General features: G+C 70.3%; 26 protein-coding genes. 14 read left to right on the forward strand and 12 right to left on the reverse strand.

The genetic code is table 11. The features are described 5' to 3' along the window. Window positions 1-99: 99 nt before the first annotated feature. The 4 genes from ACFMQL_RS02755 to ACFMQL_RS02770 all read left to right on the forward strand — a co-directional run bounded on the left by ACFMQL_RS02755 (window position 100) and on the right by ACFMQL_RS02770 (window position 2,527). Window positions 100-945, forward strand: a complete 846-nt coding sequence (locus ACFMQL_RS02755) for a sucrase ferredoxin (RefSeq protein WP_364067429.1) — start codon at window positions 100-102, stop codon at window positions 943-945. Window positions 946-1,045: 100 nt separating this feature from the next. Beyond that, window positions 1,046-1,357: a WhiB family transcriptional regulator gene (locus ACFMQL_RS02760; protein ID WP_080036407.1), complete on the forward strand. Its 312-nt coding sequence runs from the start codon at window positions 1,046-1,048 to the stop codon at window positions 1,355-1,357. Window positions 1,358-1,868: 511 nt separating this feature from the next. Further along, a complete protein-coding gene (locus ACFMQL_RS02765) occupies window positions 1,869-1,997 on the forward strand; it encodes a hypothetical protein (protein WP_364067428.1) in 129 nt (42 codons plus the stop codon). A 179-nt stretch (window positions 1,998-2,176) separates the two neighbouring features. After that, window positions 2,177-2,527, forward strand: a complete 351-nt coding sequence (locus ACFMQL_RS02770) for a hypothetical protein (RefSeq protein ID WP_364067427.1) — start codon at window positions 2,177-2,179, stop codon at window positions 2,525-2,527. A gap of 86 nt (window positions 2,528-2,613) precedes the next feature. Here the strand turns inward: ACFMQL_RS02770 and ACFMQL_RS02775 are convergent, their stop codons facing one another. Continuing rightward, window positions 2,614-2,847, reverse strand: a complete 234-nt coding sequence (locus tag ACFMQL_RS02775) for a DUF397 domain-containing protein (RefSeq protein WP_364067425.1) — start codon at window positions 2,845-2,847, stop codon at window positions 2,614-2,616. A 132-nt stretch (window positions 2,848-2,979) separates the two neighbouring features. After that, window positions 2,980-3,804: a helix-turn-helix domain-containing protein gene (locus ACFMQL_RS02780; RefSeq protein ID WP_378784441.1), complete on the reverse strand. Its 825-nt coding sequence runs from the start codon at window positions 3,802-3,804 to the stop codon at window positions 2,980-2,982. 188 nt (window positions 3,805-3,992) lie between these two features. Between ACFMQL_RS02780 and ACFMQL_RS02785 the strand changes: the two genes are divergently transcribed. After that, window positions 3,993-4,466, forward strand: coding sequence for an ATP-binding protein (locus ACFMQL_RS02785; protein WP_364067423.1), 474 nt, complete (start codon window positions 3,993-3,995; stop codon window positions 4,464-4,466). Here the strand turns inward: ACFMQL_RS02785 and ACFMQL_RS02790 are convergent. Further along, window positions 4,431-5,090: a phosphoribosyltransferase family protein gene (locus tag ACFMQL_RS02790; protein ID WP_364067422.1), complete on the reverse strand. Its 660-nt coding sequence runs from the start codon at window positions 5,088-5,090 to the stop codon at window positions 4,431-4,433. The genes ACFMQL_RS02785 and ACFMQL_RS02790 overlap by 36 nt on opposite strands. 508 nt (window positions 5,091-5,598) lie before the next feature. Further along, complete coding sequence (gene rsgA / locus ACFMQL_RS02795; protein ID WP_378784442.1) at window positions 5,599-6,696, reverse strand: ribosome small subunit-dependent GTPase A; 1,098 nt, start codon at window positions 6,694-6,696, stop codon at window positions 5,599-5,601. 353 nt (window positions 6,697-7,049) lie between these two features. On the opposite strand from rsgA, the gene ACFMQL_RS02800 reads away from it, so the two are divergent. Together ACFMQL_RS02800 and ACFMQL_RS02805 are read left to right on the forward strand one after the other, a co-directional pair. After that, entirely contained in the window at window positions 7,050-7,538 is a 489-nt protein-coding gene (locus tag ACFMQL_RS02800; RefSeq protein WP_378790126.1) for a sigma-70 family RNA polymerase sigma factor, read from the forward strand. Further along, window positions 7,535-8,266 (forward strand): anti-sigma factor family protein, encoded by a 732-nt coding sequence (locus ACFMQL_RS02805; RefSeq protein ID WP_378784443.1) that lies wholly within the window; start codon window positions 7,535-7,537, stop codon window positions 8,264-8,266. Before ACFMQL_RS02800 ends, ACFMQL_RS02805 begins: the two co-directional genes overlap by 4 nt. A gap of 175 nt (window positions 8,267-8,441) precedes the next feature. Here the strand turns inward: ACFMQL_RS02805 and glyA are convergent, their stop codons facing one another. From glyA to ACFMQL_RS02830, 5 genes are all read right to left on the reverse strand, one after another. Further along, entirely contained in the window at window positions 8,442-9,692 is a 1,251-nt protein-coding gene (gene glyA / locus ACFMQL_RS02810; protein ID WP_378784445.1) for a serine hydroxymethyltransferase, read from the reverse strand. Between the two features lie 177 nt (window positions 9,693-9,869). Beyond that, window positions 9,870-11,315 (reverse strand): serine/threonine-protein kinase, encoded by a 1,446-nt coding sequence (locus ACFMQL_RS02815; RefSeq protein ID WP_378784446.1) that lies wholly within the window; start codon window positions 11,313-11,315, stop codon window positions 9,870-9,872. Between the two features lie 38 nt (window positions 11,316-11,353). Then, window positions 11,354-12,286, reverse strand: coding sequence for a YihY/virulence factor BrkB family protein (locus ACFMQL_RS02820; protein ID WP_378784448.1), 933 nt, complete (start codon window positions 12,284-12,286; stop codon window positions 11,354-11,356). Between the two features lie 63 nt (window positions 12,287-12,349). Beyond that, the gene (locus ACFMQL_RS02825) at window positions 12,350-12,724 is read right to left on the reverse strand and encodes a YccF domain-containing protein (protein ID WP_378784449.1); all 375 of its coding nucleotides are present in this window, start codon (window positions 12,722-12,724) and stop codon (window positions 12,350-12,352) included. 54 nt (window positions 12,725-12,778) lie between these two features. Beyond that, window positions 12,779-13,561: a TIGR03084 family metal-binding protein gene (locus tag ACFMQL_RS02830; RefSeq protein WP_378784450.1), complete on the reverse strand. Its 783-nt coding sequence runs from the start codon at window positions 13,559-13,561 to the stop codon at window positions 12,779-12,781. Between the two features lie 18 nt (window positions 13,562-13,579). Here ACFMQL_RS02830 and ACFMQL_RS02835 point away from each other — a divergent pair, with 18 nt between their 5' ends. From ACFMQL_RS02835 to ACFMQL_RS02855, 5 genes are all read left to right on the forward strand, one after another. Continuing rightward, a complete protein-coding gene (locus ACFMQL_RS02835; RefSeq protein WP_378790275.1) occupies window positions 13,580-13,705 on the forward strand; it encodes a hypothetical protein in 126 nt (41 codons plus the stop codon). Window positions 13,706-13,779: 74 nt separating this feature from the next. Continuing rightward, window positions 13,780-13,863: a putative leader peptide gene (locus ACFMQL_RS02840; protein ID WP_311132608.1), complete on the forward strand. Its 84-nt coding sequence runs from the start codon at window positions 13,780-13,782 to the stop codon at window positions 13,861-13,863. A 110-nt stretch (window positions 13,864-13,973) separates the two neighbouring features. Then, window positions 13,974-15,662 carry a nitrite/sulfite reductase gene (locus tag ACFMQL_RS02845; RefSeq protein WP_364067411.1) on the forward strand — a complete coding sequence of 563 codons (1,689 nt, stop codon included), beginning with the start codon at window positions 13,974-13,976 and terminating at the stop codon, window positions 15,660-15,662. A gap of 166 nt (window positions 15,663-15,828) precedes the next feature. Beyond that, complete coding sequence (locus tag ACFMQL_RS02850) at window positions 15,829-16,557, forward strand: phosphoadenylyl-sulfate reductase (RefSeq protein WP_364067410.1); 729 nt, start codon at window positions 15,829-15,831, stop codon at window positions 16,555-16,557. A gap of 59 nt (window positions 16,558-16,616) precedes the next feature. Continuing rightward, complete coding sequence (locus ACFMQL_RS02855; protein WP_378790127.1) at window positions 16,617-17,315, forward strand: sirohydrochlorin chelatase; 699 nt, start codon at window positions 16,617-16,619, stop codon at window positions 17,313-17,315. 79 nt (window positions 17,316-17,394) lie between these two features. Here the strand turns inward: ACFMQL_RS02855 and ACFMQL_RS02860 are convergent, their stop codons facing one another. Further along, complete coding sequence (locus ACFMQL_RS02860; protein ID WP_364067408.1) at window positions 17,395-18,111, reverse strand: DUF1707 domain-containing protein; 717 nt, start codon at window positions 18,109-18,111, stop codon at window positions 17,395-17,397. Window positions 18,112-18,295: 184 nt separating this feature from the next. On the opposite strand from ACFMQL_RS02860, the gene ACFMQL_RS02865 reads away from it, so the two are divergent. Next, window positions 18,296-19,639 (forward strand): ankyrin repeat domain-containing protein, encoded by a 1,344-nt coding sequence (locus ACFMQL_RS02865; RefSeq protein WP_364067407.1) that lies wholly within the window; start codon window positions 18,296-18,298, stop codon window positions 19,637-19,639. A gap of 46 nt (window positions 19,640-19,685) precedes the next feature. On the opposite strand, the gene ACFMQL_RS02870 is transcribed toward ACFMQL_RS02865, so the two are convergent. After that, the gene (locus tag ACFMQL_RS02870; protein WP_364067406.1) at window positions 19,686-20,264 is read right to left on the reverse strand and encodes an HD domain-containing protein; all 579 of its coding nucleotides are present in this window, start codon (window positions 20,262-20,264) and stop codon (window positions 19,686-19,688) included. 166 nt (window positions 20,265-20,430) lie between these two features. Next, window positions 20,431-20,991, reverse strand: a complete 561-nt coding sequence (locus ACFMQL_RS02875; protein WP_378784451.1) for a hypothetical protein — start codon at window positions 20,989-20,991, stop codon at window positions 20,431-20,433. Window positions 20,992-21,505: 514 nt separating this feature from the next. On the opposite strand from ACFMQL_RS02875, the gene ACFMQL_RS02880 reads away from it, so the two are divergent. Further along, window positions 21,506-21,931: an OsmC family peroxiredoxin gene (locus tag ACFMQL_RS02880; RefSeq protein ID WP_364067403.1), complete on the forward strand. Its 426-nt coding sequence runs from the start codon at window positions 21,506-21,508 to the stop codon at window positions 21,929-21,931. Window positions 21,932-21,933 lie beyond the last annotated feature (2 nt).

The raw sequence follows: 21,933 nt of genomic DNA on the forward strand, positions 1-21,933 counted from the left end.
CTAAGTCGGTTCGGGGAAGGAGCATGTGCGTTGGCAAGGGGCTGCGAGCATCCGGCCGGGTGCCACACCGGAGCGGTGCCCACTCTGGCGAGCGCCACGGTGGGCGCGAGGCTGTGGCTGCTCGTCGAATACACCGGACCGTGGCCCTCGCACCTGGAAAACTTCGAACTTCCTGAAAAAATCTCGGAACTCGTCCGCAGAGCGCTCGAACGCGGTATCAGGCCCCAGCTGATCCGCCGCCCCGGAAGGCGGACCCGCCAGCAGGAGCAGGGGATCCGTGTGCTAGTGGCCTACGCCGTGGGCGACCGTCCGTGGCTCGCCGGGGGCGTCATCGCAGGTCCTGACGATCTTGACCTGGACGCGCTGGTGGCCGGAGTGGTCCCCGAGTCCTGCATACTTGAAGACGAGCCGGTATTTCTGGTCTGCACGCACGCCAAGCGCAATGCGTGCTGCGCCCGCATTGGACTGCCCCTCGCTCGGTCCCTGGCCGAAAAAATGCCGGACAGAGTGTGGGAAACGTCACACGTTGGCGGCGATCGCTACGCCGCCAACCTCGTGTGCTTGCCACACGGAATTTTCTACGGCAGCATGTCTCAGGCTGCTGCACTGGCAGCGGCTAACGCGTACCGGGCGGGCGAGGTCATCCTCGACCGTTACCGGGGACGCGCAGGCATCCCTGAGCCATTGCAAGCCGTCGAGCACTTTGCCCGAGCCCATACGGGAGAGCGCTCCGTCGGCGCAGTGGCCGTGGAATCCTCCAGGATGGACGGCGACGTCACTCAGGCCATCGTGCGCTGTGGTGACGTCCGGCTCCAGGTTGTGATCGAACCATCGGCGTTCGCTGCGCCGTGTGGTACGGCTTGTGCCGAGACGATCACCACCTACCGGCTGGTTTCGCTGGACAGGCTCACGCCTGTGCGGTACGCCACGCCCGCCCTCACCTGATCTGGGAACATCACGGCCCAGCCTTGCGTTGGAACAGTGATGCCAAAAGCGTCCAATGCGGCTTAAATCCCGAAATACCTCTCACGAAGGTGGTTTTCTCATGTCTCAGGTACGTCGGCAGCTCGCCCGCCCCCGCCCCAGCTGGGGTTGGCAGGATGATGCCGCGTGCCGGGGTGAGGACCTCGTGCTCTTCTTCGGCCCCGATGGGGAGCGGCAGCCCGAGCGTGACGTACGTGAGCGGAAGGCCAAGGCGATCTGCGCCCAGTGTCCTGTCCGCAACGAGTGCCTTGACTACGCGCTGTCCCGGCCCGAGAAGTACGGCACGTGGGGCGGTCTCAACGAGGACGAGCGAGCCAGCGAGCGTCGCCGTCGCATGCGCCGCGCGGCCAGCGCCGGCATCTCCGCCGCCTGACACACACCCGGCACCTTCACCACACATCGCGTGATCACGCAGTTGTCCCGATGAACCGGAGCCTGGCGTTCCATGCCCAGGCTCTGGCGAACCCGGTCGGGACAACTGCCTGATCAGGCCACCGGCATCCCTTCGCGAACGAGCGGGGGGATGTGTTGTTTTCCGCACCGCGCACACCGGCCGCGGTCGCGATCCGCTTCGGCGAGAGGCCACGTCCGCGCCTCGGCACGCATCACCGACGCGGATCACCGCGTACGGGCTGCCTCGGCGCGCATCCCCGACGCGGATCACCACGTACGGGCTTTCCGGCGCATCGCCCGTGCGGCCCCTCATACGCGCCGGCGCCCCTCTCGTGTCTTTGTCCTCACGAAAGGCACGCTAGCCGACGCATCCGACATTTTTCGTCACTGCACCAATTCAGCATCTTCCCCCGCATACCCCTGCCTGCTTCTGGCATCATCCGGGGCTCGCCACGCGCGGGGCGTCGGAGGCGACCGATACCGTCGCGGTCATGCCGACTTCGCATACCGCCTCCGTCCCGGCCGGCGATCTGCAAGAGGTCATCGCGCGGGCCGTCGAGATCCTCGCGCACGCCGACGAGCCCGCCGCCTGGGATTCCAGGGCGGGCTCGCTCGAATGAACGTGCGGGGAGACGGCCGAGCACCTCGCCGACGATCTGTTCGCCTACGCCGTCCAGCTCGGGCTGACAGTGCCGCCGTTCGACGCCTACGTGCCGTTCATGATGGAGAGCAGGAGGCCGGGCGGCCCGCGCAACAGCGTGCACGCCGACCGAGGAGCGGCGTCACCGGGCTGCTTCAGGTGCTGCAGAGCAGCAGCGCACTGCTCATCGCGGTCGTGCGCACGGCGCCGCCGCAGGCGCGCGCCCATCACATGTTCGGCCCCGCCGACACCTCGGCCTCCGCCGCGATGGGCCTGGTCGAAACGCTCATGCACGTGCACGACCTGGCGCAGGGGCTGGGCCTGCCATGGACGCCGCCCGCCGGCGTGTGCGCACGCGCGCTCGGCCGCCTTCTCCCCGACGCCCCGGAGGGCGGCGACCCCTGGGCCGCCCTGCTGTGGGCCACGGGCCGCGGCGACCTGCCGGGACGGCCTCGCCAGACGAACGGGCGCTGGCACAACGCACTCCCGCCCGAAACCGAAACCACCTGACCTGACCGAAAAGGCGGCGCGGCGCGGGAGCGCGGCCAGGAACGCCATCCCGTGTTCCGCCCTCGAGGGCGGAACACGGGATGCGGTCAGACGATCAGGTCGTCGAACTCGCCGTCTTTGGCACCAAGGACGAACGCGGTCATCTCGGCCGGCGTGTAGACAAGCGCGGGACCGTCGGGAAAGCGTGAGTTACGCATGGCGATCTCCCCGTTGGGCAGGCTCGCGACCTCGACGCAGTTGCCGTTGGGGTTGCTCCGCTTGCTCTTGCGCCAGACGACGGGAAGGCGGCCGGCGGGCGTTCCGTTCCGGAACTCTTGCATGGGGGCAGCTCCTCGCGATCTTACGGATGCACGTGCATCCGCGCTTGCGAGGTGACAATACGGCAACACGACGCGCTCCATATACCGGACAGCCAAAATCCCTCTATGGAGTGGATCACACGGATATGTGACTCAGTCGGAGAGCAGGCGTTCCAGGAAGCGCCTGGTCGCCCTCGGCTCCTCCGCCTGGACGCTCAGCCGGTCCATGACCTCCATGTAGTGGTCGGAGTCGGCGGGCTTGTCCAGGTACAGGGCGGTGGTGAGCTGCTCCATGTAGACGACGTCGGGCAGCTCGCGCTCGGGGAAGCGCAGGATGCTGAACGGGCCGCCGGCCGCCGCGTGCCCGCCCCGCTCGAACGGCATGACCTGGACGGTCACGTTGCGCTCCGCGGTGACGTCGAGGAGGTGGGCGATCTGCGCGCGCATGACCTCGCGGCCGCCGAGCATGCGGCGCACGACGGCCTCGTCGATCACCGCCCAGACCGTCAGCCCGGTCTCCAGCCGCTTCTGCCGCGTCATCCGCAGCGCCACCCGGCGGTCCAGCTCGTCCTTCGGCGCCTTCTCGTGGGCCAGCGAGATCACCGCCCTGGCGTACTCGGGCGTCTGCAGCAGGCCGGGGACGAACTGGTTCTCGTACGTGCGGATGCTGGACGCGGCGCCCTCCAGGCCGATGTAGACCTCGAACCAGGAGGGCAGCAGGTCGCTGTACCGGTGCCACCAGCCGGGGGCGTTGGCCTGCTTGGCCAAGGCCAGCAGCGGCTCGCGCTCCTTGGGGTCGGTGACGCCGTACAGGGTGAGCAGGTCGGCCACGTCACGCTGCTTGAAACTGACCTGACCTAGCTCCAATCGGCTGATCTTTGCATGAGATGCGCGAATCGCATACCCGGCGTCCTCCCGGGAGATACCCTTTTCCGTGCGGAGCCTGCGCAGCTGAGTTCCCAGCAGAATCCGCAGCACCGTAGGGCTTCCAGGCGTATGGCTGAGAAGCTTCCCCTCCGTGCTCTCCGCGCTCACTCCACCGCTCCTCGGACTCTTCTGCACGTGCAGATGCGATTCGCATCCGTAAACTACGAAAAGTCTTGCATCGGTAAGCACTGGCCGTAAAGATGGGTATTGGATCACCAGACCGCGCTTCGGGGGCCAGGATGACGACTTTCGACGCACGGCCGCAAGCCGCCATTGGTTCCCGGCCACCGGCATGGCTCTCGTCCATCCTGGTCGACGGGCGGCCCGGCGAGTGCGACGCCGTCTTCCCCTTTCCCCGCAACGCGACAGTCGAGCCCGCGTGCGTGGCCACCGCACGGCGCTTCGTCGATCAGACGCTCGGCACCTGGGGCGTCGTGGAGGCCGCCTTCGACCTGCAACTGGTGGTCTCCGAACTGGTGACCAACGCGATCCGCCACGGCGGCGGCGCCGCACAGCTCAGGATCCTGGCCCACGGAAGCGATCTGGCCTGCGTGGTCACCGACCACAGCCGTACCGTGCCGGTCGCCGCGGCGCCCGACGTCTTCTCCGAGTACGGGCGCGGCCTGCGGCTCGTGGACGCCCTCTGTTCCGCCTGGGGCTGGCTGTCCGCCGGCGGCTCACGCAAACTCGTCTGGGCCGTCATCACCGGCTGACCCCTCCTCCAGCAGGCGCAGCACGTCGTCGTCGGTGAGCTGCTCGAAGTCCTCGTACCACTGCCCGACCGCATGGAAGTCCGCCGGGGTCCGCAGCACCACCACCTCGTCCGCCTCATCCCTTAGCGACGCCACCGTGTCCGGCGACCCGACCGGGACGGCCAGCGTGACCTTCGCGGGCTTGGCCGCGGCCACCGCCCTGAGCGCCGCCCGTGCGGTGCCGCCCGTCGCCAGCCCGTCGTCCACCACGATCACCTCGCGGCCCTCCAGCGACGGCGGCGGGCGGTCGCCGCGGTAGACGCGTACCCGGCGGGCCAGCTCGCGCCGCTCCCGCCGTACCACGTCCGCCACCGACTCCGGCGTCATGCCGAGACGGCGCAGCAGCACGTGGTCGAACACCGGCTCACCGCCCTCGGCCACCGCGCCGACCCCGAGCTCGGGAGCCGGCGGGTAGCCGATCTTCCTGGTCACCAGCACCTCGAGCGGCACGCCGAGACGACGCGCGATCGGCGCCGCCACGGCCACGCCGCCGCGCGGCAGGGCGAGGACCACGGGGTCGCGCGCGCCCCGCAACCGCTCCGCGAGCAGCGCCCCTGCCTGGGCCCGGTCTGCGAAGAGCTCCATGATTGGTGCCCTACCCGCTCCCCGCCGCCCCTTTCGTCCCCTTCCGCCGGAGTCGGCTTCCTCCGGAGTCTGCGGCCGTCCCGCGCCAACCCGTTCGGAAGGGGCACTTCCGCGAGGGTTCCCTCGGCGCACAGCCGAAAGGGTGGGGTCGCCGAAAGGGTGGGGTCGCGCCACCGTTGACAGCGACCGAAACGGGAGGACGCGCGACAGCGCTCCTGCCGCCGGGTGCCCGGCACCTGGGCCGGCACCGACCGGTCAGGCGGGTGCGCCCGCCCCCACTCGGGAGGGCGGCCGGGCACTCGCGCGACCGGCCGCTCGCCGAGCGCTCGGCGACCGGCCGCTCGCCGAGCGCTCGCGGGACCGGCCGCTCGGCGAGCACTCGCGTACGCCCGCGCCCACCGCCCCGAGGCCGCAAGCTCGCCAGCCCGCCCACCGCGCCGAGGCCGGGGGATCGGCCACCGCCTGGGCGCGAGGCTCACGGGGTCGCCTGGCCGCCCGTGCACCGACGTCAGGGCCGGTTGCGGCCGGAGCGGCGCATCTCCTTGTGGATCACCTTCCACCGGTTCTGCTGCTCCTTGCGCAGCCGCGCGTCCGTCCTGGCCGCCATCCACAACGCCTCGCGCTGCAGTTTGCGCCAGCTGTGCAGGCGGCGCTCCGGCAGGTCGCCGTTCTCGACGGCCGCGAGCACCGCGCAGCCGGGCTCGCTGTCGTGGCCGCAGTCGCCGAAGCGGCAGCCGGCGGCCAGCGCGTCGATGTCGGAGAAGACGCGGTCGACGCCATCGCCGATGTCGTAGAGGCCGACCCGCCGGATGCCCGGCGTATCGATGATCAGCCCGCCTCCGGGCAGCGGGATCAGCTCGCGGTGGACGGTGGTGTGGCGCCCGCGGCCGTCGGCGGCGCGTACCTGCTGGGTCTCCATGACGGTCTCCCCGGCCAGCGCGTTGACCAGGGTGGACTTGCCGGCTCCTGACGGGCCGAGGATGACGGCGGTGCGCGAGCCCTCGAGGTAGCCGGCGACCAGCTCGACGCCGTCGCCCTTCAGGGACGATACGGCGTGCACGTCCACGCCGGGCGCGGCCGTGCGGACGTCGGCGAGCAGGTCGTCGAGTCCTTTGTCGAACAGGTCGGACTTGGTGACGAGCACGACGGGCGTGCCGCCGGACTCCCAGGCCAGCGCGACGAGGCGTTCGATGCGGCCGAGGTCGGCGAAGTCGGTGGAGTGCATGGACGGCTCGGCCACGAAGACGATGTCGACGTTGGCGGCGAGCACCTGGCCCTGGCCGTCGCCGGACAGCCCGCCGACGGAGTCGCGGCTGACGCCGCCCCGTACGAACGCGGTGGTGCGCGGCAGCACCTCGTCGAGCTCGTAGCGGCCCTCGGGCAGCCAGGTGAGCGCCACCCAGTCGCCGACGCAGGGCAGCGCGACGGGGTCGGCGGCCGAGGCTCGGCGTACGCGGGCGCCGTACTTGACGTGGTGCTGGCCGTCGGCGGCGATCACCTCGGCGGCGCCGCGATCGACGCGGGACACCCGGGCGGGGACGGTGCCGTCGGGAAGGTCGGCGGCGCGCAGGCCGGTCCAGCCGAACAGCGAAAGATCGTAAGACAACGCAGTGAAACCTTTGATCGAGAAGGTGACAAGGAAGGCTCGGGGCCGCTCAGACGAGCGCCCGGAGGTGGACTGAAGGCACGGCGAAGACAATGACCCGCATAGTCCTCACCTCCTCGATCGTTTGCCGAAGCGACTCTACGCAAGCGGCCCCGGCGATGCAATCGCATTATGTTCCGCCGCTTGTTGAACCGCGTCAGGGCGGCCGGCCGTACCACCTGCCGACGGACTGAGAAAGGGGAATGATGCGAACCAGCACGTATCCCCCGTCCTCGGCCGAGGAAGCCGTACCGTCGGGCAAGCCGCGCTTACGCCACTGGATCCGGCGCGTACGCCCGGACGACGAGGTGGTCGTGTCCGCGCTTTACCGGGAGTACCACAGGCCGCTGCTGGCCTTCGTGATCCGGCTGACCGCGGGCGATCGGCAGTGGGCGGAAGACGTGGTGCAGGAGACGATGATCAGGGCGTGGCGGAGTGCGGAGCGGCTCGACCCTGACTCGGTCTCGTTGATGCCCTGGCTCGCCACGGTCGCCAGACGTATCGTGATCGATGATCGGCGGCGGAAGGACGCCCGGCCGCAGGAGTCGGGCGCCGGACCGCTGGAGAGCCTGCCCGTTCCCGACGAGATGGAGGGACTGCTGCATCAGGTCGTCGTGGCCGAGGCGCTGAAGGCGCTGTCGCCGGCACATCGCGAGATCCTCAACGAGACGATCCTGCGGGACCGGTCGGTCAACGACGCCGCCGCGGCCCTCGGCATCCCCGTGGGCACCGTGAAGTCCCGCGTCTACTACGCCGTCCGCGCGCTCCGCATCGCATTGGAGGAGAGGGGGGTGACGGCGTGACTTCGAGAGTCGAGCACACGGACGTGGGCGCCTACGCGCTCGGGCTGCTGGACGAGGACGACCGGCTGGCGTTCGAGGCGCACCTGCTGGGCTGCAATTCGTGCCGCTACGAGCTGCACGAGCTGTCGGGCGTGGCGAACGTGCTGCACGGCATCGGCCCTGTCGAGGACCTCGGCCCCCCTTCCGATGACCGCCGCTCCGACGTGGTGAGCCTGCTGCGGCGCAAGCGCGCGGCCGACCGGCGGGCGCGCAGGGGGACGTTCGTGATCGGCATGGCGGCGGCGGTCACGCTGGTGGCCGGAGGGCTGGTGGTCGGCACGCAGCTCGACGCGGGCGAGGCCGCGCCGCTCGCGCAGGGCCGAAGCGGTGAGATGAGTACGCACATGGGCACCGCGGAGCAGTTCTACGTCGAGGGCCGCCCGATCCAGGGCAAGGGCGTGGACGGCGTCACCGGGGGGCTGGTGGTCGAGTCGAAGAAGTGGGGCACGCACGCGGCGCTGAAGCTGGCGGGCGTCAAGGGGCCTCTGGAGTGCGAGCTGATCTCGGTCGCCAAGTCGGGTGAGCGCCGGGTGATGACCGGGTGGTCCGTACCTCCAGCCGGGTACGGAGTGCCGGGGTCGCCGGACCCGCTCTACATGCACGGTGGCAGCGCGACGCGGCTTGCGGACATCGACTACTTCGAGGTGGTCACCTCGGACGGCAGGCGGCTGCTCACCATCGAGACCTGACCCGCCGCCGTTCACGGCGGCGCGCCGCGTACGCGGCCACGATCGGCGGGCGGGGCATTCCGGCCACGCCCCGCTCGCGAACAGCGCCCCGCCGCGCATGGGAGCCCGTGCGGCGGGGCGCTTGGCCGTCTCCGGTGGCCACCGCGCCCCTGACGGGCGTGGTGGTACGCGGCTCTTACAGGCCCGGGGCGGGGAACTGCGAGGTCAGCTCGGTGACCTCGTTGCGCACGCGGTTGATGACGTCTTCCGCGTCGCCCTTGGCCACGGCCGAGACGACCTCGTCGATCCAGGCGCCGATCTGCCGCATCTCGTTCTCGCCCATGCCGCGCGAGGTGACGGACGGCGTGCCGATGCGGATGCCGGACGGGTCGAACGGCTTGCGCGGGTCGAACGGGACCGTGTTGTAGTTGGTCTCGAGACCGGCGCGGTCGAGCGCCTGCGCGGCCGGCTTGCCGCCGATGCCCTTGGGCGTGAGGTCGAGCAGGATGAGGTGGTTGTCGGTGCCGCCGGAGACGAGGTCGAAGCCGCGCGCGGACAGCTCGTCGGCCAGCGCCTTGGCGTTGCGCACGATCTGGTGCGCGTACTCGCGGAACTCCGGCTGGGCGGCCTCGTGGAGCGCGACCGCGATGGCGGCGGTGGTGTGGTTGTGCGGGCCGCCCTGCAGGCCGGGGAAGACGGCCTTGTTGAGCGCGGTGGCGTGCTCGTCGGTCATCGACATGAGCATCGCGCCGCGCGGGCCGCGCAGCGTCTTGTGGGTGGTCGTGGAGATCACGTCGGCGTGGCCGACCGGCGACGGGTGTGCGCCGCCCGCGACCAGGCCCGCGATGTGGGCGATGTCGGCCGCGAGCACGGCGCCGACCTCGCGGGCGATCGAGGCGAAGCCCTCGAAGTCGATGGTGCGCGGGATCGCGGTGCCGCCGCAGAAGATGAGCTTCGGCCGGTGCTGCAGGGCCAGCTCGCGGACCTCGTCGAGGTCGATGCGGCCGGTGTCCTTGCGCACGCCGTAGCGGACCGGGTTGAACCACTTACCGGTGGCCGAGACCGACCAGCCGTGGGTGAGGTGGCCGCCGAACGGCAGGCCCATGCCCATCACGGTGTCGCCGGGCTGCAGGAACGCCATGTAGACGGCGAGGTTGGCGGGCGAGCCGGAGTAGGGCTGGACGTTGGCGTGGTTGACGCCGAACAGCGACTTGGCGCGCTCGATGGCGAGGGTCTCGATCTGGTCGATGACCTGCTGGCCTTCGTAGTAGCGCTTGCCCGCGTAGCCCTCGGAGTATTTGTTGGTCAGCACCGTGCCGGTGGCCTCGAGCACGGCCTTGGACACGTAGTTCTCGGACGCGATCAGCTTGACGGTGTCGGCCTGGCGACGCTCTTCAGCCTGGATGAGCTGGGCGATCTGCGGGTCGACGCTAGCGAGAGAACCCATGACTCTCCTGTCATCGTTGACGATCTGCGAAGACCCAGGCGCACGGCCTCCGCTCCTTTCGCTCCCTGGTGGTCGTTCCCACCTGATGCGCCAGTCGCGTCTCGCCCTAGACGATAGCGGATGTGACAGGCCCCTGATCCTTGGTGATCAGCACGCCGGCGAAGCGTGCCAGGTTCTTCACGCCTCTTCGACGGCCACGTGCCTGAACAGGCCGAAGAGCCTCAGGTTGACGTCCACGTGGTCGGCGTCCTCGGGCAGGCCCTCGAAGACGGCCCAGAGCTGGAGCTGCTCGCCCTGGTGAAAGAAGCCTCCAGGGACGGTGGCGCACCGGCAATGGCCTTCGTCGATCACCGGGTAGGGCGCGTCGCCCACGCCCGGCGGAACGATCGACACCTGTGACACCGTGGAGTCGTTAGCGTTCCTGCCCAACTTGCGATAGATGAGGGGTTCCTCTTTCCCCACATTCTTCACGGTCCACTGCAGGCGGGCGGCCTTGCCCTGGCGGACCAGGGAGTCGATGGTGACCTCGAACGTGGTGCCGAGCGCATCCACCTTGTGGGTCGCCTCAGGCGTGCCGGGCACGGGTCCCGGCCGCTCCCAAGGACGTACGGCGACGAGCGCGGCGGCCGCGCCCACGACGGCGGCGAGCACGCCCACGACGAGTACCGGCCAGAGCCTGCGCCGGGGAGCGCCCTGCTGCCAGGTCGCGGACGTCCCGGCGGGCACAGGCGGCCCTGCCTGCGGTCCGGACGGCCTGACCTCGGGCCGGTTGAGCGGGAGGACGACCGGCGTCCACGTCTCGGAGACGGCCTGGGTGGCGGCGGCCACCGGCACCTGCGCGCGGCCGAGCAGCGCGTCGATGAGCTGCTGGGCGGTCGGCCGGCGGGCCGGGTCCTTGTCCAGCGCCCGCTCGACCAGCGGCCGGACGCGCTCGTCGAGCCCGTCGAGCCGGGGCGCGTGGTTGATCACGCGGTAGATGACCTCGGGCACGCCTCCGGTGCCGAACGGCGGCCTGCCGGTGCCCGCGTACGCCACCAGCGAGCCCCAGGAGAAGATGTCGCTCGCGGGGGTCACGTGCTCGCCCCTGGCCTGCTCCGGCGACATGTACGCGGGCGTCCCCATCGACCTGGCGACGGTCGCCACCGCGCCGGAGGCGTCGGCGAGCTGCGCGATGCCGAAGTCGATGACGCGCGGCCCGAGCGGGCTGAGCAGCACGTTGGACGGCTTGAGGTCGCGGTGGACGACCCCCGCGGCGTGGATGGCGGCCAGGGCGGTGGCCACGCCGACGGCGAGCGCCTCCAGGTTCGCGCCGGTGAGCGGCGCCCGCGAGACCACCGCCGACAGATCGGGGCCCTCGACGTATTCAGTGACGATGTAGGCGATGCCGTCGTGGAACCCGGCGTCCAGCACGGGTGCGGTGCAGAACCTCGCGACCCGCCGCGCGGCCTCGCTCTCCTTGCCGAACCTGCGCCGGAACTCCTCCTGCCCGGCCAGGTCGGCGCGCATCATCTTGAGCGCGACCTGCCGTCCCGCAGGATCGTGGGCGAGGTGCACGACGCCCATGCCGCCCTCGCCGAGCTTCTTCACCAGGGTGTAGGGACCGACCCGCTGTGGCGATTCCATCGAGGGGATTATTCCGGACACCCCAGGCGGAAGGAACGCTATTTGGTCCGGCTCACGCCGGGCCAGAGCCGGTCGACCTCCGCGTTGAGTATGGCGCCGATGAGCACGGCGAGCGCGGTGATGTAGAGCCACAGCAGCAGCGCGATGGGCGCGGCCAGGGAGCCGTACACGGAGACGGGCGAGAACCAGGCGGCCAGCACCTCGCGCAGCACGGCCGCGCAGACGATCCACAAGAACAGCGCCAGGATGGCGCCGGGCAGCTCGCGGTACCACTTCGTGCGCACGGGCACGCTGACGTGGTACAGCACGGTCAGGAAGAGCACGGAGCCGACGATGACGACCGGCCAGTAGGCCACGTCCACCAGGACGCCGTAGTCGGCGGGCAGGGCGTCCTTGATGAGCGTGGGCCCGACGACGAGGATCGGCATGACGATGATGCCGATGATGAGGCCCACGACGTACAGGCCGAACGACATGAGGCGGGTGCGGATGATGCCGCGCTCCTCCCCCAGCCCGTACGCGACGGATATCAGGTCGACGTAGACATAGAGCGCCCGCGAGCCCGACCAGAGCGAGAGCAGGAAGCCCAGCGAGATGATCGACACCTTGCCGGCGTCGTCGCTGAGCACGTCGGTGATGAGCGGGTTGATGACCTTGTCGACGGCGTCCTCGGTGAACAGCAGGGCGGCCTGCTGGATGACCCAGGTCTTCACCTCGCCGACGACGCCGGGGCCGAGCCACGTGCCGAGCTTGCCCAGCACGCCGATCAGCCCCAGCACGAACGGCGGCAGCGACAGCAGCGCGAAGAAGGCCGCTTCACCGGCCAGACCGGTCACGCGATAGGTGACGCCGGCGTTCGTGGCGGCGCGCACGATCGCCCACGACTTGGTGTCGAGCACCCAGCTGAGCCTGGCCCTCGCATGGGTGACGAGCCCTCGTTTGGGCCGGGGAGGGGCTTCGGTGGACGTCATGGCACCCAACGGTATTAGCAGTGACTCTTCGCCACAGCTTACGTCCCGCGACGAGCACCTGACCTAGTGGTCATCGACGATGCGCGCCCCCAGCGGCAGGAGGGAGATGGGGACGAGTTTGAGGTTGGCGATGCCCATGGGGATGCCGATGATGGAGATGAACAGCGGGATCGACGTCAGCACGTGGCCGATGGCCAGCCAGATGCCCGCGAAGATGAGCCAGATGATGTTGCCGATCGTCGTGAACGCGCCGGCGTCGGGGTCGCGCACGACGGTCCTGCCGAACGGCCACAGCGCGTACGCAGCGATCCTGAACGAGGCGATGCCGAACGGGATCGTGATGATGAGGATGTAGCAGATGATCCCGGCCAGCGCATAGCCCGCGGCCAACCAGATGCCTGCGAAGATGAGCCAGATGACGTTCAGAATTGTGCGCATGTTTACAGGATGTCATCGATCATGCCGTTCGCGTCATCCGGAATGACCCTGAACTCACCCTTGCTTGGGCGCGCGCCCCTTGCCAGGCGGCCCGGCGAACGCCTGGGCGATCTCCATCCAGGCCCTTGCGGGCTCGCCGATCAGCTCGAGGCCGGTGTCGGACAGGTGGGCGCGCTGGGTGACGGCCAGGCAGAAGCCGAGCAGCGTCCCGCGTACGGCGGAGTGCGCGTCATCGGGGCCGGCCGTCCAGGTGCCGCCGCCGGGCATGGACAGCTCCACGCGTACGGGGTCGTCGGGCACGGGCAGGCCGCGTACGGCGAAGCTGTACGGCCTGGCGCGGTAGCCGAGCATGGCGACGTGCCGCAGCCGGTCGGTCGGCTCCCGTTCGACGCCGAGCGCGTCGGCGACGTCCTGGCCGTGCGCCCACGTCTCCATGAGCCGGGCGGTGACGAACGAGGCGGCCGACATCGGCGGCCCGAACCACGGCACCCGGTCCCGCGCGTCCAGCCCCTCGAACACCTCCAATGCGCGCGTCCGCGCCGTGCCGAACCAGGCGAGCAGTTCGGCGGGCGGGGTGCCGCGCGACTCGGCCACGAGGTCGTCCACCATGTCCGGCCCCGCGCCCGGGCCCGTGCCGGCGGCCAGCGCGGCGAAGGCATCGGGGTCGGTGGCGGCGAGCACGGCCGCGTCGTCGAACCACGCCAGATGGCTCACCTGGTCGCGCACCGCCCACCCCTCGGCGGGGGTCGGCCGCTCCCAGCCGTCGTCGTCCGCTGGCGGCAGCAGCGCGAGCAGCGCGCGGGTCTCGGCGCGCAGGTCACCGACGAGCTCGGCCATGAGGTTCATAATGCAAGCGTGATCTGCCAGAGCTGCAAGGACAAGCGCCACGAGGAATGCCGAGGCGGCTCGTGGTGCGACTGCCAGCACCGCGAGCAGGCGCTGCCGAAGGATTCGAAGCTCGCCTGGCCGCGCCAGGGCTGACGGGACGACAGGACACTATCCCACACTCTGGACCCCGTCTTGGACATCTCGGACAGCCAGAGTACTCTCGAACCATGCCAGCGGACCCCATGCTCGTCGGTCGACGCCACGTCGACCTTCAGCGTGTCCGCAGTGCCATCTGTTGCGACGCCCGTTAACCGACATTCGTTTTCCCGCTGAGCGCGTCGCACTCCTTTCTCACCAGCCCTGGGTCTCGATGACGAGCCCAGGAGGACGTTGCGCGCGCCCATGATCAGAAGGACGCGCAATGAGCACCCCTGCCAGCCGCACTCCTGCCAGCCGGCACCACAGACGCCCGCGCGGCGAAGGCCAGTGGGCTCTCGGTTACCGTGAGCCGCTCAACAAGAACGAAGAGAACAAGAAGAACGACGACGGGCTCAACGTCCGGCAACGGATCATCGACATCTACGCCAAGCGGGGCTTCGACTCGATCGACCCCGCCGACCTGCGCGGCCGCTTCCGCTGGTACGGCCTCTACACCCAGCGCAGGCCCGGCATCGACGGCGGCAAGACCGCCGTACTGGAGCCGGAGGAGCTGGACGACCGCTACTTCATGCTGCGCGTGCGCATCGACGGCGGCCAGCTCAACCTGGCCCAGCTGCGTACGATCGCCGACATCTCCAACGAGTACGCCCGCGGCACCGCCGACCTGACCGACCGCCAGAACATCCAGCTCCACTGGGTGGAGATCGAGTCGGTGCCCGACATCTGGGAGCGGCTGGAGGCCGTCGGGCTGTCCACCACCGAGGCGTGCGGCGACACCCCGCGCGTCATCATGGGCTGCCCGCTGGCCGGCATCGACGCCGACGAGGTCATCGACGCCAGCGACCAGATCAGGGACATCCACGACCGGGTGATCGGCAACCCGGCCTACTCCAACCTGCCGCGCAAGTTCAAGACCGCGCTGAGCGGCTGCCCCGCCCACTGCACCGTGCACGAGATCAACGACGTGGCGTTCGTGGGCGTGGTCAACGAGCGCGGCGAGGCGGGCTTCGACCTGTGGGTCGGCGGCGGGCTGTCCACCAACCCGATGCTGGCCAAGCGGCTCGGCGTGTTCGTCACCCCCGACAAGGTCGCCGACGTGCACGAAGGCGTCGTCGGCATCTTCCGCGACTACGGCTACCGGCGGCTGCGCCACCGCGCCAGGCTCAAGTTCCTGGTCAACGACTGGGGCACGGAGAAGTTCCGCCAGGTCCTGGAGACCGAATACCTCAAGGAGCCGCTGCCCGACGGGCCCGCGCCCGAGCAGCCGCGCGGCAGCCGCCGCGACCACGTCGGCGTCTTCCAGCAGAAGGACGGCAACTACTACGTGGGCTTCGCGCCCAAGGTGGGCCGGGTGGACGGCGACAAGCTGCGCGTCATCGCCGACATCGCCGAGCGGCACGGCTCCGACCGGGTGCGCACCACGGTCGAGCAGAAGATGGTCATCCTCGACATCGCGCCCGACAAGGTCGACTCCGTCGTGGCCGAGCTGGAGGCCAACGATCTGCAGGTCAACCCGTCCACGTTCCGCCGCCAGACGATGGCCTGCACCGGCATCGAGTACTGCAAGCTCGCCATCGTCGAGACCAAGACCACCGCGATGGACCTCATCGACGAGCTGGAGCGGCGGCTGCCCGACTTCGACCAGCCGCTGACCATCAACGTCAACGGCTGCCCCAACTCCTGCGCCCGCATCCAGGTCGCCGACATCGGGCTGAAGGGCCAGCTCGTCGTGGACGAGAACGGCGACCAGGTCGAGGGCTTCCAGATCCACCTGGGCGGCTCTCTCGGCGTGAACTCGGGCTTCGGCAGGAAGGTGCGCGGGCTGAAGACCACCGCCAAGGCGCTGCCCGACTACGTGACGCGCGTCGTGTCCAACTACGACAGCCAGAAGAAGGAAGGCGAGTCGTTCGCCGACTGGGTGCAGCGAGCAGACGAGGCCGACCTGAAATGACCGAACGAGCGGTTCCCTTCCACTGCCCCTACTGCGGTGACGAGGACCTTGAGCCGTACGAGCCCGCCGAGGGCGGTCGCGCCGGGTCCGGGACGGGCGGCGGCTGGTACTGCCGCGCCTGCGCTCGTGCCTTCAAGCTGAGTTTCCTGGGGATCGGAGTGAAGATATGACGCTCGTCGACGTGGAGATCGGGCTGAGAGAGCAGCGCGGCGTGCTCGACCTGCAGGGCATCGTGGAGTCCGCCGCCAAGTTCCTTGAGGACGCCCCCGCCCGCGAGGTCATCCGGTGGGCGGCGGCGACGTTCGGCGACCGGCTGTGCCTGACCTCCTCGATGAGCGACGCACTCCTCATCGACCTGGTGAGCAGGGTCAAGCCCGGCGTGGACGTGTTGTTCATCGACACCGGCTATCACTTCGCCGAGACCATCGGCACCCGTGACGCGGTGCGGCAGGTCTACGACGTCAACGTGATCGACGTCAAGCCGTCGCGCACGGTCGAGGAGCAGGACCGCGACCTCGGGCCGCGGCTGTTCGGGCGCAACCCTGATCTGTGCTGCTACCTGCGCAAGGTCGAGCCGCTGAACCGCGCGCTGGAGCCGTACCTGGCGTGGATCTCCGGCATCCGCCGCGACGAGTCGCCCAGCAGGGCCGGTGTGAAGGTCGTGGAGTGGGACGCCAAGCGGCAGATGGTGAAGGTCAACCCCATCGCCGGCTGGACGCAGGAGGACGTCGACAACTACATCGCCGACAACGGGGTGCTGATCAACCCGTTGCACTACGACAACTACCCCTCGATCGGCTGCGCGCCGTGCACGCGGCAGGTCGCCGAGGGAGAGGATCCGCGCAGCGGACGCTGGGCGGGCCTGGGGAAGGTCGAATGCGGCATTCACCTGTGATCCCCGGCGGGGGACCCGTCCCGTTGGCAGGCGGGACGGCCTCCGGCCGCGTGCCACTGGTGGCGGTGGCCCACGGATCGCGCGATCCGCGTGCCGCCGCCACCGTGGCCGCGTTGCTCGGCCAGGTGCCGCTGGACGTGCGAGTGGCCTACCTCGACCACTGCGCGCCGTCGCTGCAGCAGGCGCTGAGCGGGCTGCGCACGGCGGTGGTGCTGCCGCTGCTGCTCACCGAGGCCTACCACAGCCGGGTGGACCTGCCCGCGGCGCTCGCCGAGGCCCGCGGGCGCGACCCCCTGCTGCGGGTCGGCTACGGGCGCACGCTCGGCCCGCACCCGCTGCTGCTGCCCGTGCTCGAACGGCGGCTCGCCGAGGCGGGCGTGCCCGCGGGCGACCCCGGCACGGCGGTGGTGCTGGTGTCGGCGGGTTCCAGCGACGCCAGGGCCAACGCCGTGGTGGCGGAGACGGCGCGGGTGTGGCGGCGGTCCGGCTGGTGGACCGTGACGCCCGCGTACGCCTCGGCCGCCCGGCCCACCCCCGCGCAGGCGGTGGCCGCGCTCAAGCGGGCGGGGGCGCCGCGCGTGGTCGTGGCCCCGTACCTGCTGGCTCCGGGCTTCTTCGCCGACAAGGTGCGGCGCGAGACGCTGGAGGCGGGCGCGGACGCGGTGGCCGACGTGCTGGGAGCGGCGCCCGAGCTGGCGGAGGTGCTGCTCGAACGGTACGAGGACGCGCTGCGTCAGCCGGTGGCGCTGGCCGGCTGACCCTGCTACGGTGCCCGGCCGCTCACGGCGGCCGGCCGGGCCGGTGGCGCCGCCCCTTGACCGGGGCCTGCCGGGGCCGTCAGTAGCCGTAGTGGCGGCCGTCGCCGTCGCGAAGCTGCCTGCGCAGCTCGCGGGCCTCGGCGCGGACCTGGCGGCTGATCTCGCGCCAGTCCTCACCGTGCAGCTGCCGCCAGTGCTCGCGCCAGGCGGCGAAGCCGCGCTGCAGCGGCTTGACGTGCGAGTCGCCGACCACCTTGACGTCGCCCATCACCGCGTACGCCTGCACGCGCACCACGGGGACGTTCACGCCTGGCGCGGCCTGCGCGACCTTGACCTTCTTGTCGCCCATGACGGCGACGCCGTCGATGTCGACGTTCACGCCGTCGGGGACGATGATCTTCACGTCGCCCATCAGGGCGACGGCCATGATGTCCACCTGGTCGGTGCGGACCTCGGCCTCGCGCAGGTCGAGCACCACGTCGCCCATCACCGCGACGGCGCCGAGCTCCTGGTCGATGCGCCAGGTGCCGCGCCGCTTGGAGTCGCCCATGACGGCGACGAACCAGCGCCGCTTCTTGCCGCCCTGCCCTGCGGGTGCGGGCGGGCGCACGCCGCCTGACGGCAGGTCCTGGGTGAGCATGGCCAGCTCGGCGTGCGTTCGCGCGGTGTAGGCGGCCTCGGTGCGGTCGGTCAGCTCGGCCAGGGTGAGCCTGCCCTCGACCGAGGCGATGCGCAGCTGCTCGACGACGGCTTCGCGCTCGGCGTCCGACGCGCGCAGCTCCCCAGGATCAGTCATGTTCGCAACATATCGCGTTTCCGCCCGGGCGATCCTCCTCCCTGGGGAGGAATAACTTGATACCTCGAAACATGCATATTTCTGGTCAGACGTGAACCAACCGATGGGCGAGGCGCGTACCACGCCATGACACGGGACCCCGGTCTGGTCCGGGGCGCGGCCGGACCAGGCTAGGGTCCCTGTCATGCATGAGGAACAGCTCTACCGCGCGGCGTTGCACGGCGAGACCGAGACCGTCGGCAAGCTGCTCGCCAGCGGCGCCGATCCCAACAGGGCCAGCGAGGGCGAGGAAGGCGGCCTGCCGCTCTGCGCGGCCGCCGCCTGGGACCGCACCGAGGTGGCCACCGCGCTGCTGGAGGCCGGCGCCGAGGTCGACGGCCGCGAGGCGGGCGGCTGGACGGCGCTGCTGTGGGCCGCGGCCAACGGCAACGCCGCCGTCGCCAGGGTGCTGATCGAGGCGGGAGCCGACGTCGACGCCACCAACGGCGACGGCGACACCCCGCTCACCCTGGCCGCCAGGCGCGGCGCGCTGGGCGTCGTGCAGACGCTGCTGGAGGCGGGGGCCGACCACGAGAAGTACGACGGTGACGGCGACACGCCGCTGGAGATCGCCCTCGACTGGGTCGGCGTGCACCTGGAGAGCGCGCTGCTCGACCAGATCGAGCAGGAGGGCTGGGAGTACGTCGTCGCCCGCCAGTACGCCAAGGACGGCACCGAGCTGGTGACCGTGGCGGGGCGCTCGGCCGACGGCTCCGAGAGCGAGCAGGTGCAGGCTCAGCGCGGCCACGCCGCCATCGCGACCCTGCTGGAGGACGCGGCGGGCGTCCACACGCCGGTGGAGCAGCTCGTGGCGCGGGCCCTGGCGCACCGCGACGTGGACGAGGACGCCGAGACCTGGTGGATCGTGGCCGACACGCTGGCCAAGCGGGCCGACGACGAGACCTACGAGGCGCTGGCCAGGCTGTGCGTGAGCGAGGACGCCAGGGAGCGGGAGTTCGGCGTCGACGCCATCGCGCAGTTCGGGTTCTCCGACGGCGAGAAGCCGTACCTGGAAAGGACGCTGCCGCTGCTGCAGAAGATGGTCACGACCGAGAGCAACCCGCAGGTGCTGCGCTCGGTGCTGGCCGCGCTCGGCCACCAGGGCGACCCTCGCGCGCTGCCGTACGTGCTGGACATCATCGGACGCCCCGATCACAAGCGCACGATGACCGACGCCATCGCGCTGGCCGACGTGCTGCCGCCCGATCACGAGGAGGGGCTGGCGCTGCTGATCTCGATGACCGAGGACGACAACGCCGAGATCCGCGACTGGGCCACCGCCGGGCTCGCCGGGCTCGACGCCGACACGCCGCAGATCAGGGAGGCGCTGGCGGCCCGGCTGTCCGACTCCGACCTGCGCACGGTGGCCGAGGCCACCCGCGGGCTGGCCGTGCGCGGCGATGAGCGCGCCGCCCAGGGCGCCGCGCGGGTGCTGGCCGAGAGCGACGACGAGTACGCGAGGGACCTCGTCTCGGAGCAGCCTTCCTGAGCGCCCCTCCCCTGCCGCGCGCCCTGCTGAGGGCCCGCGTGTGCGGTCAGCCGCCGTTGAGCACGCGGGTCACCCAGTCCAGGGTCCCCGTGCTCAGCGCCTCCTCCGCCAGGCGCTTGCCCGTCGTCGTGGTGATCGCCGCGAGCGAGCTGTCGATCCAGCCCTGCACGTTCTGGTGACCCTGCTCGCGGTACTCCACGGCCTGGATGAGGCACTCCAGCTTGTCTGCGTCGCGCGCGCAGACGGCTTCGAGGCTGGCCTTCTCCTCGTATTCGGCCACCGCGTCGCGCAGCATGCCGGCCACCTCGGCGGGCACGCCGCGCACCTGGTCGGCGGTGACCTCCTCGTTGGGCGCCGGCTTGAGGTAGAGCTTGCCGACGTACGGGATGTCGGTGATGCGCGTTTCCTGAGTGTCGTGGAACAGGCTCATGAACGCGGCCCGCTCCGGGTTCGCCCCTTCGAGCCTGGCGATCACGGCGGCTATGACGGCCGCGCGGAACGAGTGCTCGGCGATGCTCTCGGGGTCGCGTACCCCGGCCACCAGCCAGCCCGTCCGCTTATAGCGTTTGAGCAGCCCGAACTCGTACAGCAGGTCGGCCAGACCGGTCGTGTCGTCACCCGCCATGGGGACCCCCTCTCGTCTCGTGCCGCCATCCGGAGGACGCCGCGTCCGGTTGTACGTCCGGTTGTGCGTCCGTTCGCGGCGTCCTCCGGTCAACTGGTCGAGGATTGGCAAGCCTACGTCGCCGCTCCCCGATCGCGGCGTCCGGCCCTGTGTCAGGCGCGCGTCGTCAGTCCCAGTCGCCGTCGCGCCAGTCGTTGCCCCAGTCGCTCCTCAGGCCGTTGCGCCAGCTGTCCCACGGCGCCCAGTCGTCGTAGCGCGGCTTCTCCTTGAAGATCGGCCGTTCCTTGATGGGCTTCACCGGCTTGACGGGCTTATACGGCTTGTACGGATTGTGCGGCTTGTATGGATTGTGCGGCTTGTGCGGTTTGACCGGCTTGAACTTGATCGGCTTGACCGGCTTGTGGGGCCGCTTCGGCGGCACCTGGGGCGGCTGCTCAGGCGGCTCCGGCTCTTCCTGCTCCGGCTCCTCGGGCCTCGGGGCCTCGCGGGCGGGCTCGTGCCGCCGGTCGTCGTGGCGGTGGCCGCGGAAGTGGTGCTCCTCGTGGAACTCGTGGTCGTGGTGGTGATGGTGGTGGTGTCCCCACCAGGGGCGGCCCCACCAGTACGGCCCGCAGCGCTTGCCGCACTTGAGCACCGGCTTCTCGCCGGAGGCGTGACCGGCGGCGACGGGGACGACGGGCGCGCCCGCGCTCGCTCCGGCGATCCCCTGGCCGAAGGGAAGGACCATGACGCCGGCCGCGGTGCCGGCCAGCGCGAGGGTGGCGAGACGCCGGCGCAGCGCTGGGCCATGTGGTTGATGCGATTGAACGTGCATTTCTTACCGCCCTGGGTAGAACGACCCGAAATCCAAGGCTCCGTTTATCGGAGCACTTGGACAGGGGCAGACGTACCCGTGCACAGAATCGCGTTTACCCGTACTGATCCAAACAACCCGTCAAATCCTTAAGGTTCGGCGAAGGGGTCGTTGTACCAGACTTTTGGGGGTTGGTAATCAAGTTTCGGGCGGCGATGCGGTAATAGGCGAACGCCCGCACCTTTTCCATTTACGGATAAGTGCGATGTGTGGAATTAGTCAAATTTCGCGGGCTTAAGGGGCAGAACGGGCGGGCGCGCGGCGCGCCTGGGGTCGCAGGCGCGCGGGCGTTCCCGGACGACGAGGAAGGAGCGGGATGACCCCGCCCCGCGAGATTCTTTCGCGTCGCGATAGTGTCGTCTTGCAGAACGCGACGGAGGGAACACGCATGGCCACCACGCGCACCGCCACAACACAGTGGAAAGGCGCCCTGCTCGACGGTTCGGGCACCGTCTCTCTCGACACGTCGGGCGTCGGCACGTTCGAGGTCTCGTGGCCGTCCAGGGCCGAGGCCGCCAATGGCAAGACCTCCCCCGAGGAGCTCATCGCCGCCGCGCACTCCTCCTGCTTCTCGATGGCGCTCGCGCACGGCCTCGCCGGGGCCGGCACGCCGCCCGAGTCGCTGCGCACCAGCGCCGACGTGACGTTCCAGCCGGGCGAGGGCATCACCGGGATCGTGCTGAACGTCCAGGGCCGGGTGCCCGGCCTCACCGCCGAGCAGTTCCAGCAGGCGGCCGAGAACGCCAAGGCCGGCTGCCCGGTCAGCAAGGCGCTCGCCGGCACCACGATCACGCTCAAGGCCGAGCTGCTCTGACC

This window comes from Nonomuraea fastidiosa, from assembly GCF_042751225.1.
Taxonomy (GTDB): domain Bacteria; phylum Actinomycetota; class Actinomycetes; order Streptosporangiales; family Streptosporangiaceae; genus Nonomuraea; species Nonomuraea fastidiosa.